Consider the following 15,367-nt stretch of genomic DNA (forward strand, 5'->3'; position numbering starts at 1 on the left):
CATCGAGCGACCGGGCCGGACAAGCGGCCCCCGACTGGTTATCATGGCGGCGTTTCTTTGCGGACTGCCACCATGGTTGATTCTTACGACGACTCCCTCGATGGGGAGAAAAGCAAAACCCAGGTCAAACGTGAGCTGCATGCTCTGGTTGACCTTGGCGAGCGCCTTACAACGCTCAAAAAGGATTTGGTTGCCAAACTGCCACTGACCGACGAAATGCGTCGGGCCCTGGCCGATGCGCCCAAGCACACCGCGAATATCGCGCGTAAACGGCACATCTCGTTTATCGGCAAACTGATGCGCGACCAAGACATTGACGCCATTCTGACTTTGCTCGATCAAACCGATGCCTCCACTCGCCAGTACAACGAACGCTTCCACAACCTGGAACGTTGGCGTGACCGCCTGATCTCGGGCGATGACGCGGTGCTGGAGAAATTCGTACTGGACTACCCGGACGCGGACCGCCAGCAATTGCGCTCCCTGATCCGTCAGGCCCAGCACGAGATGGCGCATAACAAGGCGCCGGCCACCAGCCGTAAAATCTTCAAGTACATCCGTGAGCTGGACGAGACTCAACGCGGTCTGCGCTGATCCTCTTCCCCGGGTGGCGGTCTTCGCCACCCGAAGCTCCGGTTCCTACGATCCCGTGCCACCCACGGTAATCGCATCAATTTTCAAGGTTGGCTGGCCGACACCTACCGGCACAGACTGCCCATCCTTGCCGCACGTGCCCACGCCGCTGTCCAGCGACAGGTCGTTACCGACCATCGACACTTTGCTCATGGCTTCCGGCCCGTTACCAATCAACGTCGCCCCTTTGACCGGCGCGGTAATCTTGCCGTCTTCGATCAGGTACGCCTCGCTGGTGGAGAACACGAACTTGCCGCTGGTGATGTCCACCTGGCCGCCGCCGAGGTTGGCGCAGTAGATACCGCGTTTTACCGAGGCAATGATTTCTGCCGGATCGCTTTGGCCACCAAGCATGTAAGTGTTGGTCATGCGCGGCATTGGCAGATGCGCATAGGATTCACGACGGCCGTTACCGGTGCGCGCCACGCCCATCAGGCGGGCGTTGAGCTTGTCTTGCATGTAGCCCTTGAGCACGCCGTTCTCGATCAGGGTAGTGCATTCGGTTGGCGTGCCTTCGTCATCGACACTCAGCGAGCCACGGCGGCCGGCCAGGGTGCCGTCATCGACAATGGTGCACAGCTTGGACGCAACCATTTCGCCCATGCGCCCGCTGTAGGCGGAACTGCCCTTGCGGTTGAAATCGCCTTCCAGGCCATGGCCCACGGCTTCGTGGAGCAACACGCCAGACCAACCCGAGCCCAGCACCACCGGCAAGGTGCCGGCTGGTGCCGGAATCGCTTCCAGGTTGACCAGTGCCTGGCGCAGCGCCTCACGGGCATAGCCCATGGCACGGTCGTCAGCGAGGAAATAACGGTAGTCGGTGCGCCCGCCGCCGCCATGACCACCGCGCTCGCGGCGCCCGTTCTGTTCGACGATCACGCTCACATTGAAACGCACCAGCGGCCGTACATCCGCCGCCAGCCCACCGTCGGTGGACGCCACGAGGATGCGCTCCCACACGCCCGCCATGCTCACGGTCACTTGCTGGATACGCGGGTCCAAGGCACGGGTGGCTGCGTCGATTCGCTTGAGCAGCTCGACCTTTTCCGCACGGCTGATCACTTCCAAGGGGTTATCCGGCGCATACAACTGCGCCACGTCCTGGGTACTGAACGCCTGCACCGTGCCATTCTGGCCGGCACGGGAAATCGAACGGGCGGCACGCGCCGCCAGGCCCAAGGCCTCCAGGGTGATCGCATTGCTGTAGGCAAAGCCGGTCTTCTCACCCGATTGCGCGCGAACGCCTACGCCCTGGTCAAGGTTGAAACTGCCTTCCTTGACGATCCCATCTTCCAGCGCCCAGGACTCGGAAATCTGCCCCTGGAAATACAGGTCAGCCGCATCGATACCCGGCCCGGCCAGATCGCCCAGCACGGTTTGCAGGCTTTCGATGGTCACGCCACCGGGTGCCAGGAGATGATCACTGACTGAGGACAACAACTCGCTCATAGGTTTGGCCTTAAATTCATCGTTCTGAAGCAGGCCGCTGCGCGCCCTGCGAGAAAAAGCGCCGGTGATTGGCCACCGGCATGCGCGCCCGTATCGACGCCTGTTCACTGCTATCGCGTTCGGCCAGTAACACCGCTTCGCCTTGATCCTGTTGCGCCAGCACTCGGCCCCAAGGGTCCACAATCGCCGCGTGGCCAAAAGTTTCCCGTGGGCCTGGGTGCATACCGCCCTGGGCGGCTGCCAGCAGGTAGCACTGGGTTTCGATGGCACGTGCGCGAATCAGTACATCCCAATGCGCAGCCCCGGTCACTGCCGTAAAGGCCGAGGGCGCGGTAATCAGTTCAGCCCCCGCCGCACGTAACTCGCTGTACAGCTCGGGGAAACGCAGGTCGTAACACACCGTCAACCCCACACGGCCCACCGGCGTATCTGCCACCACCACCTGGTTACCGAAAGCATAGTCGTCAGATTCGCGATAACGACCGCGAGCATCCGCCACGTCCACATCAAACAGATGGAGTTTGTCGTAGCGAGCGACGATTTCACCCTGATCGTTGATCAGCAGCGAGCAAGCATTGGGCTTGGCGTGGGGCTGCTCCTTGGGCGGCATCGGCAATGTGCCGGCCACTATCCATAAGGTGAGGTCGCGGGCGGCCTGTTTCAACCAGGGCAACACAGGCCCTTGGCCCAACGCCTCGGCACGGCCGATGTCAGCCAGGTCGCGGCGGCCCATGGCCGCGAAATTCTCTGGCAGCACCGCGAGTTTCGCGCCATCGGCCGCCGCCTGCTCCAGCAGGCGGCGGGCCTGGGCGAGATTGGCCAGCACATCACTCTGGCTGACCATTTGAATTACCGCAAAGGACATGGGCCGACACTCCATACAGGGCATGGGGCCATGCTACTCCACAGGCTCTCAGTTTGGCTTTTCAAATGGCTTGTCGAAGGTGATTTTTGGATCCTTCCAGGGCCCTTGTACCTTGTATTGCACACTGGCGAAGCGCGAAACCCGGTCACCGATCAGCTTGTCGATCAAAAACAGCGCACCACCAATGGCCGGCGCACCGACAATCAGCGCCGCAATCGGCAGGTTGTTGGTCACAGGCAAGGTGACCAGCAATTTGGCGTCGACGCGATCGGCAACCAGATCCAGGGTGCCGTTAAGCTCCAGATTGGTGGAAGGCCCGGTCATGGTGATGGGCTCGCGGGTCACGAACACGCCATTACTGGCGGCCAACAAGCCTTTGACCCGGTCGTAGCTCAAGCCCTTGCCGAACAAGTCGGAAAAGTCCAAACGCAAACGCCGGCCAATGGAGTTGAAGTTAAGCAGGCCAAACACTCGCAATGCCTGGGCACCGCCCTCCACTTCGACGAACTGACCTTTACGGAACGCGGCATCCAGGCTGCCGGAAAAGCGCTTGGGCCCGACCCAGGCCGGCGAACCCGGCCAGCGGCCATCCACGTCCAGATGAAAGTCTTCGCTGGTCACCGTAGGCGCAAACCCCCACCCCTTGAGCACGTCGGCAATGTTGCGGCCATCGAGGCGGCCCTTGTACCAACTGCTGCTGGCGCCTGGCGCACCTTCCCACCCCCCGGCGCCCTTGAGCAGCATGCCCTTGAGGCCCAGGTCGAGGTTATTGAAGGCCAGGCCCTTGGCGGTGGGGCGGATCCTCAGCGACCAGGCCCCGATCAGGTCCGAGCCCTGGAACAGCTGGTCGACGGCAATATCCAGCGCAGGAATGCTCTTGGGGTCGATATCGGCCAAGGGGTCCGGCGCGTTTTCGTCCGCCTGCGCAGTCGGGTCTGCCGCAGGCAATTTCACATATTTGAGGTTGACCGCAATCGGCGCGCCTTTGGCGTCCGGCAGGTTCACCGCACCCTTGGCTTGCTGGCTATCGAGTTGCAGGCCCCAGGCTGCTGGCTTGCGATCGAGCTGCAAGCTGACCTGGTCAAACTGGGTACCAAACCCGGTCAGTTTGCCCACCTTGAAGTCCGCACCGCTGAGCAGTTGCTTGGCATTGCCACCTGGATCATTCCCCGCGTAACGATCCACAAGTTTCTTCCAGGGATCGATATCCAGTTCCGACAGCACGCCACGAATGCGCAGGCCCTTGGCACCGGGCAGCACGGCATCACCATCGCCGAGGAACAGTTCGCCGCGGCCATCATTGAACTTGTCCGGTGGCGCAGCAAAGGTGAAATTCGCCAGCTCGCCGTAATCAAACCAGTAACGGCGTTCAGCGCCCTGCAAGGTCATACGAAAAGTGCTGTCACGCCCCTGGCTGGCGGGCATGCCAAACGGCGCCGGCAGGTCCACCGCGACACCTTTGAGGCTGGAGTTGACCATCAACTGGCTGTCTGCACCGTCGAGGATCACTTGCAACTGGTAAGGAATATCGCCGGACACCGGCAACGGCTGGCTGATTTTCAACCAGTCCGTGAGGCGCTTGACGGTGACCTGGCCATTGGCGGTCACGCGAGTGCTGATATTGCCCGGCTTGCCTTCGGCAAAAATCTGCGCCGTGATGGGACGGTCGAACGCCTGGGCCGAGATCTTCTGCCCGCTCAGGCCCTTGGCGCTGTCGAAGCGAAAATCACCCTTGAGCTGGGTCAGGTCCAGCGGCGGTTCCGCCAATTGCAGGCGCGCCTTGTCGGTCTTGAAGTCCACCACGATCTTGGGCTCAGTGCCTTTGGCCAGCGGTACGTCCAAGTCCAGGCTACCTTGCAGGTCGCCCTCGCCTTTCCAGCCGGCGAACGTAGACGCCGTGCCGATAGGGGCTTCTTGAAGTATCTTCAGGCCGTCGCCCAAACCGCCGGAGAACCCGCCCGTGAGCAGCAGATGACTGTCCCCGCCCGCGGGTGCGTGGGGGATATTGACGTAGACATCCTTGACCTGGGTGTCGAGCAACTGGCCCTTGCTCGCCAGGATGCGTACGCCGCTTTCCTCGACGAACACTTCCCCATTGACCTTGCTCACATGAGGCCAGCCCGGCTGGAAGGCCAGTTCGGCATCATGCACCTTGAAGAACAGGCTGATATTGCGCGACGCGGGCAGCGCATTGTGGCTGAGCGAACCTTGGTACTGGAAGAAGCCTTCATCCACCGCACCCTTGAGGATCGCCGTGCGCAACCATTCATCCAGCGCCGGGCTCAATACGGCCGGTAGGTACTTGGGGGTGAAACGGCCATCGCCATCGACCATGCCAACCCGCAGGTCCATGTAGTCTTCCTGGCTATGGTCGAAATGCAGGCGAATCAGGAAGTCCGCCGCCACCTTGCCTTCCTCGCCCAGTACCTTGATATACGGGGCGATCAGGGTGAAGCCTTGCTTGTCCAGCTTCCAGGTCAGGCGCGCATTGGCCTGGATGTACTGCCAAGGTTTGGCGAAGATCGGATACAGATGCAAGGAAAAGTCCTTGCTGTCCATGCGCAACTCGCCCTGGCCCAGGTCGCCACTGATGCTGCCGGACACATTGCGTGCGGCCGGCGCGCCAAAGTAGGCATCGAAGCCGACACGCTCCAGGTTGGCGGCAAAACTGAGTTTGCGGTCGGTGGTGTCTTGCGGTCGGAAGTCCACCAGCACGTTGCGTAACAGGCCAGTGGCTTTGAGGTGTTCGACGGCCTTGGCGAAACCTTCGGGCAGCGGCGCCAAAGCGTTGAGCAGCGGGGTAATGGGGGTCAGGTCGAGACGATCGGCCTGCAACTTCCACACTTCCTGTTCTTTGTCGGTCGCCAGGCTTTGCTGCAATTGCAGGCGCGACTCCCAGCGAGTTTCGCCAATGTTCATCGCCAGGGAATCAAACAGCACCTTGAGGCCAGTGTCACTACGCTGCAGATAGGCAGTCAGGGCCAGGTTTTCGAGGTGCACCGGCTTACGGTCGGCGTAGCTGCCCTTCACTTGGGGCGAATTGAGGCGTACCGCCGCGCTTTGCACCGTGCCTTTGGCCCAACTGAGCCAAAACTCACCGCCGGCCTTCAGTTGCGTCAGCTTCCATTGCTGGGTCAGCCTGGCGGGAATCCACTTGGCCCAGTCGCTTTGCGGCAGGCTCAGGTAGGCATCGACCTCAGCATCTTGCCACTGGCTGGCGCGAATGCGGCTACGCAGGCTAACCGCCAACGGTTGGCCATCGGGCAATGTCAGGCGAGCGTCCAGACGCTGCTGGCTCATGCCGGTATGCAGGCTCAGGCCCACATAAGTCACGGTCACGGGTGCCTGATCGAAGGGTTGCAAGGTTACCTGGCTGTCCAGCACCGACACGCGCTTGACCATCTGCATACGCTTCAACAGCTGTTGTGGGTCCAACGGCTGGTCGTCCTGCACCGGCAAGCCTTGCAGCGTCCAGCGGCCGTCCTGGTCTTCCTTGACGCTCAGCTGTAAGCCACTGACTTGCAGATGGGCGATACGCACTTCGCGGGCCATCAGGCTGGCCCACATATCCGGCACCACTTCCACCTGGTCCAGGCGCAACGCACTGCTGCCCTCGCCGACCATGACGTCGTGGGCCAGCAATACCGGGGCAAACCCGCTCCAACGGCCTTCAAGACTACCGATATGCAACGGCGTATCCAGCGCAGCCTGGGCCTTGGCCTCGACTTCGGCGCGGTATTCGGCCACCAGCGGAGTGAGTTCGCGCCCCAGGCTCACGTACACCGCCGCCAATACCAGCAACAACGCACACAGGCCCAGGCCCCAACGGGTCAAAGCGGCAAAAAAGCGTATCAGACGCTCCATGTCAGGCGACCCTCAAAAAACAGTTAGCGGACGGCGGATCAAGGTCTGCCGGTCTCGAAGAAAGTGCACAGTTGGGGATCAGAGCAACACCACGTCGTATTGTTCCTGTGAATACATGGTTTCGACCTGGAAGCGGATCGTGCGACCGATAAAACTTTCCAGTTCGGCGACGTTACCGGACTCTTCGTCCAGCAGGCGATCCACCACCTTCTGATTGGCAAGCACTCTATAACCTTCGGCCTGGTAGGCGCGTGCCTCACGGAGGATCTCGCGGAAAATCTCGTAGCAAACCGTTTCCGGGGTCTTCAGTTTGCCGCGCCCTTGGCAACTGCTGCACGGCTCGCACAGTACCTGTTCCAGGCTTTCGCGCGTGCGCTTGCGAGTCATCTGCACCAGGCCCAACTCGGTGATGCCGATGATGTTGGTCTTGGCGTGATCGCGTTCCAGTTGCTTCTCAAGCGTACGCAGCACCTGGCGCTGGTGCTCTTCATCTTCCATATCGATGAAGTCGATGATGATGATGCCGCCCAAGTTGCGCAGGCGCAGTTGGCGGGCAATAGCGGTAGCCGCCTCGAGATTGGTCTTGAAGATGGTCTCTTCAAGGTTGCGATGGCCCACGAAGGCACCGGTGTTGACGTCGATGGTGGTCATGGCTTCTGCCGGGTCTACTACCAGGTAGCCGCCGGACTTGAGTGGCACCTTGCGCTCCAGGGCTTTCTGGATTTCGTCTTCGACGCCATACAAGTCGAATATCGGCCGCTCGCCGGGGTAGTGTTCCAGGCGATCGGCGATTTCTGGCATCAACTCAGCGACAAATTGCGTGGTGCGCTGGAAGGTTTCCCGCGAGTCGATGCGAATTTTCTCGATCTTCGGGCTGACCAGGTCGCGCAGCGTACGCAACGCGAGGCCAAGGTCTTCATAAATGACGCTGGGCGCGCCGATGGTCTTGATCTGTGCGTCGATCTGATCCCACAGGCGCCGCAGGTAGCGAATATCCATGAGGATCTCGTCAGCGCCAGCGCCTTCTGCGGCAGTACGCAGGATAAACCCGCCCGCTTCCTTGATGCCCTCGGCGGCGACGCAGTCGCTGACCACCTTCTTCAGGCGCTCGCGCTCGGCTTCATCTTCGATCTTCAAGGAAATGCCCACATGGGCAGTGCGCGGCATGTACACCAGGTAGCGCGAGGGAATCGACAGCTGGGTGGTCAAGCGGGCGCCCTTAGAACCGATAGGGTCCTTGGTGACTTGCACCACCAGGCTCTGGCCCTCGTGCACCAGAGCGCTGATGCTTTCCACCGCAGGGCCTTCGCGCAGGGAAATTTCCGAGGCATGGATAAACGCAGCGCGGTCCAGGCCGATGTCGACGAATGCCGCCTGCATGCCCGGCAATACGCGCACCACCTTGCCTTTGTAGATATTGCCGACGATCCCGCGCTTCTGGGTGCGTTCGACATGCACTTCTTGCAGAACACCGTTCTCTACCACCGCCACGCGCGATTCCATCGGCGTGATATTGATCAGAATCTCTTCACTCATGGCTGGGTCTCGTTCAGGCGTTTTCACAATAGTGACCGTTCGCTTAAGGCTTGGCGCTGGAATACGGCGTTCAGCACACGGTAAGGTTTTGCCAACAGGGTATGCCGAATTGGGCGAGCAGTTGCGCGGTTTCGCAGACTGGCAGGCCCACCACGGCGGAATAACTGCCATTAAGCCCGGCCACAAACACCGAGCCCAGCCCTTGGATAGCATAGCCGCCGGCCTTGTCCTGCGGTTCGCCACTGTGCCAGTAGGTGGTAGCCTCCTGCACAGAAACCTCGCGGAACCGTACACGGCTGCTGACACATAGGGTTTCACATTGCTGGCCGTCGGTCAGGGCGATGGCGGTGAGCACTTCATGCTCGCGACCGGAAAGGGCCATCAGCATGGCCAGTGCATCAGCCTGGTCCACCGGCTTGCCCAGGATCCGCCCATCGACAATCACCGCCGTGTCGGCCCCCAGTACGCAGGTGCCCGAGGGGTGGCCAAGCGCGACAAAACCCGCCGTCGCCTTGCCCCGCGCAAGGCGCTCGACATAGGCAACGGCAGGTTCGTTGTTAAGGGGCGTTTCATCAATAGCGGCGCTGACCAGGGTAAAGGGCACACCGATCTGGACCAGCAGTTCACGTCGCCGCGGGGAGCCCGAGGCCAGATAAAGCGAATTCATTGCAGACTCTCCCTGTGGGGTTCGATAACCAGGCAGAGCCTCGCAATCCATTCAATTGATTTTATAGCGACGACGCAGCCCACGCAGGCCAAAACTGATCCAGGGCCATAACAAGGCGCTGACCAGTGCCGGCAGAACCAAGGCCAGGGTCGGCTGGCGGTTACCGGTCAACGCGCTGAGCCACAGTTGCACCAACTGCGCCAGGCCGAAGATCACCAGGATCACCAGGCACTGCTGCCACATCGGGAACATGCGCAAGCGCTGCTGCAGCGACAACACCAGGAAGGTAATCAGGGTCAGGATTAATGCGTTCTGGCCCAGCAAGGTGCCATACAGCACATCTTCGGCCAACCCCAGGCACATGGCCGTGACCATGCCCACCTTGTGCGGCAGGTTCAATGACCAGAACGCCAGCAACAAAGCCAGCCAGAGCGGGCGCAGGATTTCCATGAACTGCGGCAGCGGCGAAACGCTGAGCAGCAAGCCGATAGCGAAGGTCAGCCAGACGATCCAGCCATTGCGTGAATGAGTACCGGCCATTATTGCTCCCTCTGCCGTGTGGTGGTCGGAGCGGTGCTCGGCGCAGTAGCCGGGGGCTTGGCTACAGGCGGCTTAGCCGGGCGCGCAGTGTGCGCTGCCGGTTGAGCAGGCGTTGCCACCGGTGCCGGTGCAGTTGTCGCCGCAGGTGCAGGCGGACCGACGAAAGCCGGTTTCGGCACCGTGGCCGGCACGATAGACGTGGTGCCATTCTGCTGGTCCTCCGCTTCCTGGGCCTGGGCGGCGTCGTTGGCGCGCTCTTCCGGGGTGCGGTTGTCGCTGAACACCAGCAGCAGGTAACGGCTGCGGTTCAGTGCGGCCGTCGGTACCGCCCGAACGATAGCGAACGGCTGGCCGGAATCGTGGATCACTTCCTTGACCGTCGCCACCGGGTAACCCGCCGGGAAGCGCTGGCCCAGGCCAGAGCTGACCAACAGGTCACCTTCCTTGATGTCAGCGGTGTCGGCCACATGGCGCAGTTCCAGACGCTCCGGGTTACCGGTGCCGCTGGCAATCGCGCGCAAGCCGTTACGGTTGACCTGTACCGGGATGCTATGGGTAGTGTCCGTCAGCAACAGCACCCGCGAGGTGTAGGGCATCAACTCGACCACCTGTCCCATCAGGCCACGGGCGTCGAGCACCGGCTGTCCAAGCACCACACCGTCGCGCTCACCCTTGTTGATGATGATGCGGTGGGTAAAGGGGTTGGGGTCCATGCCGATCAGTTCGGCCACTTCGACCTTTTCGTTGACCAGCGCGGAAGAATTGAGCAACTCGCGCAGCCGAACGTTCTGCTCGGTGAGGGCCGCCAGCTTTTGCATGCGCCCCTGCAACAGCAGGTTTTCAGTCTTGAGTTTTTCGTTCTCGGCGACCAGTTCGGTGCGGCTGCCAAATTGGCTGGACACGCCCTGGAAGAGACGTTGCGGCAGGTCGGTGATCCAGTAGGTCTGCATCAACACCAGCGACATCTGGCTACGCACCGGCTTGAGCAGTGCAAAGCGGGCATCGACCACCATCAGCGCGACCGAAAGCACGGTCAGCACCAATAAGCGCACACCCAATGAGGGGCCTTTGGCGAAAAGCGGTTTAATAAGCCGCTCCTCCCAGGCAAATGTTCTCTTTATTCATACGGCATCAAACCGGCCTGGATGCAGATTGAAGAAGATAAACGCCAACAGGCAGCACTGCAAAGTGCTGCCTGCCGACCAAGCATGAACCATCCAGGCAATCTTATTCGCTGGAGAGCAGGTCCATGGTGTGTTTATCCATCATTTCCAGCGCACGACCACCACCACGGGCAACACAGGTCAGCGGGTCTTCGGCGACGATCACCGGCAAGCCGGTTTCCTGGGCCAGCAACTTGTCGAGGTCGCGCAGCAAAGCGCCACCACCGGTCAGTACCAGGCCACGCTCGGCGATATCGGAAGCCAGCTCCGGCGGCGATTGCTCCAGGGCGCTTTTCACGGCCTGAACGATGGTGGCCAGGGACTCTTGCAGAGCCTCCAGCACTTCATTGGAGTTCAGGGTGAAGGCACGTGGAACGCCTTCGGCCAGGTTGCGGCCGCGCACATCGACTTCGCGCACTTCGCCGCCTGGGTAAGCGGTGCCGATTTCCTGCTTGATGCGCTCGGCGGTGGATTCGCCGATCAGGCTGCCGTAGTTACGACGCACATAAGTGATGATCGCTTCGTCGAAGCGGTCGCCGCCCACGCGCACGGATTCGGCATACACCACACCGTTCAGGGAAATCAGGGCGATTTCGGTAGTACCACCACCGATATCCACCACCATCGAACCGCGCGCTTCTTCCACCGGCAGGCCGGCACCGATCGCAGCCGCCATCGGCTCTTCGATCAGGAATACTTCACGGGCACCGGCGCCAAGGGCCGATTCACGGATGGCGCGACGCTCCACCTGGGTGGACTTGCACGGAACGCAGATCAGCACACGAGGGCTGGGCTGCAGGAAACTGTTTTCGTGAACCTTGTTGATGAAGTACTGCAGCATCTTTTCGCAGACGCTGAAATCGGCGATCACGCCATCCTTCATCGGACGAATGGCAGCAATATTGCCTGGTGTACGGCCGAGCATGCGCTTGGCCTCGGTGCCAACGGCAACGACACTTTTCTGATTACCATGGGTCCGAATGGCCACAACCGATGGCTCATTCAGAACGATACCGCGCTCGCGCACGTAAATAAGGGTGTTGGCAGTGCCCAGGTCAATGGAGAGATCGCTGGAAAACATGCCACGCAGTTTCTTGAACATGGGGAAAGGACCCTAGGCAACGCGTGGGTAAAAAAGTGCGGCAAACTCTAACAACGACAGGGATTTTGGGCAAGGCGCCAATGTGCTAAATTGGCCGACTTTCTGTGCACCAACCCCCACAATCGCGGCCTTATGACCGTAGAAATGCGGTAGTGTTCCGACAATCTAACACACGGACGCCCTCCGTTCTGTTTTCCACTGGAGAATCCCATGGCGCTTGAACGCTCCGACGTGGAAAAAATCGCACATTTGGCCTCGCTTGGCCTTAATGATGCCGATCTTCCACAGACCACCGCAGCCCTGAACAGCATTCTCGGGCTGGTCGACCAAATGCAGGCCGTGAATACCGACGGCATCGAGCCCCTGGCTCACCCACTGGAAGCCAGCCAGCGCCTGCGCGCAGACGTCGTGACCGAACGCAATAATCGCGAGGCCTACCAGTCCATCGCGCCAGCGGTCGAAAACGGCCTGTACCTGGTTCCGAAAGTCATCGACTAAAGGGAAAGAGCCTTTCATGCATCACATGACTCTGGCCGAGATCGCCCGCGGTCTCGCCGACAAATCGTTTTCTTCCGAAGAGCTGACCCAGGCCTTGCTGGCGCGTATTTCTGCGCTCGATCCCAAGGTCAACAGCTTCATCAGCCTCACCGAGGAGCTGGCCCTGAGCCAGGCCAAGGCCGCCGACGCCCGTCGCGCCAACGGTGAGAACGGCGCGCTGCTCGGCGCACCGATCGCCCACAAGGACCTGTTCTGCACCCAGGGCATTCGCACCAGCTGCGGCTCGAAGATGCTCGACAACTTCAAGGCGCCCTACGACGCCACTGTGGTCGCCAAGCTGGCCGCTGCCGGTGCCGTGACCCTGGGCAAGACCAACATGGACGAATTCGCCATGGGGTCGGCCAACGAGTCGAGCTACTACGGCGCGGTGAAAAACCCGTGGAACCTGGAACACGTACCGGGTGGTTCGTCCGGTGGTTCCGCTGCGGCCGTGGCCGCGCGCTTCCTGCCGGCCGCTACCGCCACCGACACCGGCGGTTCGATCCGCCAGCCAGCCGCCTTCACCAACCTCACCGGCCTGAAGCCGACCTACGGTCGCGTTTCACGCTGGGGCATGATCGCCTACGCCTCAAGTCTCGATCAGGGCGGCCCTCTGGCACGCACCGCTGAAGACTGCGCAATATTGTTACAAGGCATGGCAGGCTTCGATAAACAGGACTCCACCAGCATCGACGAGCCAGTGCCGGACTACAGCGCCAGCCTGAACACCTCGATCAAGGGCCTGCGCATCGGCGTGCCGAAGGAATACTTCAGCGCCGGCCTCGACCCGCGTATCGCCGAACTGGTGCAAAACAGCATCAAAGAGCTGGAAAAGCTCGGCGCCGTGATCAAGGAAATCAGCCTGCCGAACAACCAGCACGCGATTCCCGCCTACTACGTGATCGCGCCGGCAGAGGCGTCTTCCAACCTGTCGCGTTTCGACGGCGTGCGCTTCGGCTATCGCTGCGAGAACCCGAAAGACCTCACCGACCTGTACAAACGCTCCCGTGGCGAAGGCTTCGGCAGTGAAGTGCAGCGCCGGATCATGGTCGGCGCTTATGCCCTGTCCGCCGGCTACTACGACGCGTACTACCTCAAGGCGCAAAAAATCCGTCGCCTGATCAAGAACGACTTCATGGCTGCCTTCGAAGAAGTCGACGTGATCCTCGGCCCGACCACGCCTAACCCGGCCTGGAAGATCGGCGCCAAGACCGGCGACCCGATCGCCGAGTACCTGGAAGACCTCTACACCATCACCGCCAACCTCGCGGGCTTGCCGGGCTTGTCCATGCCAGCAGGCTTCGTCGATGGCCTGCCGGTGGGCGTGCAATTGCTCGCCCCGTATTTCCAGGAAGGCCGCCTGCTCAATGTGGCGCACCAGTACCAGTTGAACACCGACTGGCACACCCGCACCCCTACCGGCTTCTGAGGAGAACACTATGCAATGGGAAGTTGTGATCGGGCTGGAGATTCATACCCAGCTCGCCACCCAATCGAAGATTTTCTCCGGTAGCGCCACCACGTTCGGCTCTGAGCCCAATACCCAGGCCAGCCTGGTAGACCTGGGCATGCCCGGCGTGCTGCCGGTGCTGAACCAGGAAGCGGTGCGCATGGCGGTGATGTTCGGCCTGGCGATTGACGCCGAAATCGGCCAGCACAACGTGTTCGCGCGCAAGAACTACTTCTACCCGGACCTGCCCAAGGGCTACCAGATCAGCCAGATGGAACTGCCGATTGTCGGCAAGGGCCACCTGGACATTCCCCTGGAAGACGGCACCATCAAGCGCGTCGGCGTCACCCGTGCACACCTGGAGGAAGACGCCGGCAAAAGCCTGCACGAAGAATTCCCGGGCGCTACCGGTATCGACCTGAACCGTGCCGGCACGCCGCTGCTGGAAATCGTGTCCGAGCCGGACATGCGCAGCGCCAAGGAAGCCGTGGCCTACGTCAAGACCATCCACGCGCTGGTGCGTTACCTGGGCATCTGCGACGGCAACATGGCCGAAGGCTCGCTGCGTTGCGACTGCAACGTGTCGATCCGCCCCAAGGGTCAGGTTGAGTTCGGCACCCGCTGCGAGATCAAGAACGTCAACTCGTTCCGCTTCATCGAGAAGGCGATCAACAGCGAAGTACGTCGCCAGATCGAGCTGATCGAAGACGGCGGCAAGGTGATCCAGCAAACGCGCCTGTACGACCCGAACAAAGACGAAACCCGCGCCATGCGCAGCAAAGAGGAAGCCAACGACTACCGTTACTTCCCCGACCCGGACCTGTTGCCGGTGGTGCTGGAGGATTCCTTCCTCAATGACATCCGCGCCACCCTGCCGGAACTACCGCAGCAAAAACGCGAACGCTTCCAGGAACAGTTCGGCCTGTCGGTCTACGATGCCAGCGTATTGGCTTCCAGCCGCGAACAAGCCAACTACTTCGAAAAAGTCGTGAGCATTGCCGGCGACGCCAAGCTGGCGGCCAACTGGGTGATGGTCGAGCTGGGCAGCCTGTTGAACAAACAGGGCCTGGAAATCGACGAAGCGCCGGTCACCGCCGAACAACTGGGTGGCATGCTGCTGCGCATCAAGGACAACACCATCTCCGGCAAAATCGCCAAGACCGTGTTCGAAGCGATGGCCGCAGGTGAAGGCAATGCCGACGAGATCATCGAGAAGCGTGGCCTCAAGCAAGTCACCGACAGCGGCGCCATCTCGGCCGTACTCGATGACATGCTCGCGGCCAATGCCGAGCAGGTCGAGCAATACCGTGCGGCAGACGAAGCCAAGCGCGGCAAGATGTTCGGCTTCTTTGTCGGCCAGGCGATGAAAGCCTCCAAGGGCAAAGCCAACCCGCAACAGGTGAACGAACTGCTCAAAAGCAAGCTCGAAGGCTAATTGCAGTGAAATGGTTGGAGCAGAATCCAAATTCTGGCTCTAACTCCTGTGGGAGCGGGCTTGCTCGCGAAAGCGGACTGACAGCCAACATATATGTTGAATGTTCTACCGTATTCGCGAGCAAGC

Annotated in this window: 12 protein-coding genes; 4 read left to right on the top strand and 8 right to left on the bottom strand. The window is 60.9% G+C overall.

The window, feature by feature from the left end; all coding sequences use genetic code 11:
• Positions 1-72: 72 nt before the first annotated feature.
• Positions 73-594 (top strand): ribosome biogenesis factor YjgA, encoded by a 522-nt coding sequence (gene yjgA / locus ODQ19_RS01785; protein WP_116667150.1) that lies wholly within the window; start codon positions 73-75, stop codon positions 592-594.
• Between the two features lie 45 nt (positions 595-639).
• Here the strand turns inward: yjgA and tldD are convergent, their stop codons facing one another.
• The 8 genes from tldD to mreB form a co-directional block, all read right to left on the bottom strand.
• Entirely contained in the window at positions 640-2,082 is a 1,443-nt protein-coding gene (gene tldD / locus ODQ19_RS01790) for a metalloprotease TldD (protein ID WP_003188566.1), read from the bottom strand.
• Between the two features lie 16 nt (positions 2,083-2,098).
• A complete protein-coding gene (locus ODQ19_RS01795; RefSeq protein WP_330209195.1) occupies positions 2,099-2,947 on the bottom strand; it encodes a carbon-nitrogen hydrolase family protein in 849 nt (282 codons plus the stop codon).
• A 48-nt stretch (positions 2,948-2,995) separates the two neighbouring features.
• Complete coding sequence (locus ODQ19_RS01800; protein ID WP_330209196.1) at positions 2,996-6,811, bottom strand: YhdP family protein; 3,816 nt, start codon at positions 6,809-6,811, stop codon at positions 2,996-2,998.
• Between the two features lie 78 nt (positions 6,812-6,889).
• Positions 6,890-8,347: a ribonuclease G gene (gene rng / locus ODQ19_RS01805; RefSeq protein ID WP_003188562.1), complete on the bottom strand. Its 1,458-nt coding sequence runs from the start codon at positions 8,345-8,347 to the stop codon at positions 6,890-6,892.
• 70 nt (positions 8,348-8,417) lie between these two features.
• Positions 8,418-9,014, bottom strand: a complete 597-nt coding sequence (locus ODQ19_RS01810; RefSeq protein WP_330209197.1) for a Maf family protein — start codon at positions 9,012-9,014, stop codon at positions 8,418-8,420.
• Between the two features lie 51 nt (positions 9,015-9,065).
• The gene (gene mreD, locus ODQ19_RS01815; RefSeq protein WP_003188558.1) at positions 9,066-9,554 is read right to left on the bottom strand and encodes a rod shape-determining protein MreD; all 489 of its coding nucleotides are present in this window, start codon (positions 9,552-9,554) and stop codon (positions 9,066-9,068) included.
• Complete coding sequence (mreC, locus tag ODQ19_RS01820) at positions 9,554-10,642, bottom strand: rod shape-determining protein MreC (protein WP_116667145.1); 1,089 nt, start codon at positions 10,640-10,642, stop codon at positions 9,554-9,556. The genes mreD and mreC overlap by 1 nt, the downstream gene beginning before the upstream one ends.
• A gap of 139 nt (positions 10,643-10,781) precedes the next feature.
• Positions 10,782-11,819: a rod shape-determining protein MreB gene (gene mreB, locus ODQ19_RS01825; RefSeq protein ID WP_002555108.1), complete on the bottom strand. Its 1,038-nt coding sequence runs from the start codon at positions 11,817-11,819 to the stop codon at positions 10,782-10,784.
• A 210-nt stretch (positions 11,820-12,029) separates the two neighbouring features.
• On the opposite strand from mreB, the gene gatC reads away from it, so the two are divergent.
• The 3 genes from gatC to gatB are packed head-to-tail and all read left to right on the top strand — an operon-like array spanning position 12,030 to position 15,241.
• A complete protein-coding gene (gene gatC / locus ODQ19_RS01830; protein WP_003188556.1) occupies positions 12,030-12,317 on the top strand; it encodes an Asp-tRNA(Asn)/Glu-tRNA(Gln) amidotransferase subunit GatC in 288 nt (95 codons plus the stop codon).
• Positions 12,318-12,333: 16 nt separating this feature from the next.
• Positions 12,334-13,785 (top strand): Asp-tRNA(Asn)/Glu-tRNA(Gln) amidotransferase subunit GatA, encoded by a 1,452-nt coding sequence (gatA, locus tag ODQ19_RS01835; protein ID WP_330209198.1) that lies wholly within the window; start codon positions 12,334-12,336, stop codon positions 13,783-13,785.
• Between the two features lie 10 nt (positions 13,786-13,795).
• Complete coding sequence (gatB, locus tag ODQ19_RS01840) at positions 13,796-15,241, top strand: Asp-tRNA(Asn)/Glu-tRNA(Gln) amidotransferase subunit GatB (protein ID WP_330209199.1); 1,446 nt, start codon at positions 13,796-13,798, stop codon at positions 15,239-15,241.
• Positions 15,242-15,367 lie beyond the last annotated feature (126 nt).

Source organism: Pseudomonas sp. AM4(2022), from assembly GCF_036346515.1.
Classification (GTDB): Bacteria; Pseudomonadota; Gammaproteobacteria; order Pseudomonadales; family Pseudomonadaceae; genus Aquipseudomonas; species Aquipseudomonas paracarnis.

Bases quoted from the DNA above. Each gene is read 5' to 3' on its own strand.
- ODQ19_RS01810 (WP_330209197.1), bottom strand. From the start codon at position 9,014: ATGAATTCGCTTTATCTGGCCTCGGGCTCCCCGCGGCGACGTGAACTG.
- mreB (WP_002555108.1), bottom strand. From the start codon at position 11,819: ATGTTCAAGAAACTGCGTGGCATGTTTTCCAGCGATCTCTCCATTGAC.
- gatA (WP_330209198.1), top strand. From the start codon at position 12,334: ATGCATCACATGACTCTGGCCGAGATCGCCCGCGGTCTCGCCGACAAA.
- tldD (WP_003188566.1), bottom strand. From the start codon at position 2,082: ATGAGCGAGTTGTTGTCCTCAGTCAGTGATCATCTCCTGGCACCCGGT.
- yjgA (WP_116667150.1), top strand. From the start codon at position 73: ATGGTTGATTCTTACGACGACTCCCTCGATGGGGAGAAAAGCAAAACC.
- ODQ19_RS01800 (WP_330209196.1), bottom strand. From the start codon at position 6,811: ATGGAGCGTCTGATACGCTTTTTTGCCGCTTTGACCCGTTGGGGCCTG.
- rng (WP_003188562.1), bottom strand. From the start codon at position 8,347: ATGAGTGAAGAGATTCTGATCAATATCACGCCGATGGAATCGCGCGTG.
- mreD (WP_003188558.1), bottom strand. From the start codon at position 9,554: ATGGCCGGTACTCATTCACGCAATGGCTGGATCGTCTGGCTGACCTTC.
- gatC (WP_003188556.1), top strand. From the start codon at position 12,030: ATGGCGCTTGAACGCTCCGACGTGGAAAAAATCGCACATTTGGCCTCG.
- ODQ19_RS01795 (WP_330209195.1), bottom strand. From the start codon at position 2,947: ATGTCCTTTGCGGTAATTCAAATGGTCAGCCAGAGTGATGTGCTGGCC.
- gatB (WP_330209199.1), top strand. From the start codon at position 13,796: ATGCAATGGGAAGTTGTGATCGGGCTGGAGATTCATACCCAGCTCGCC.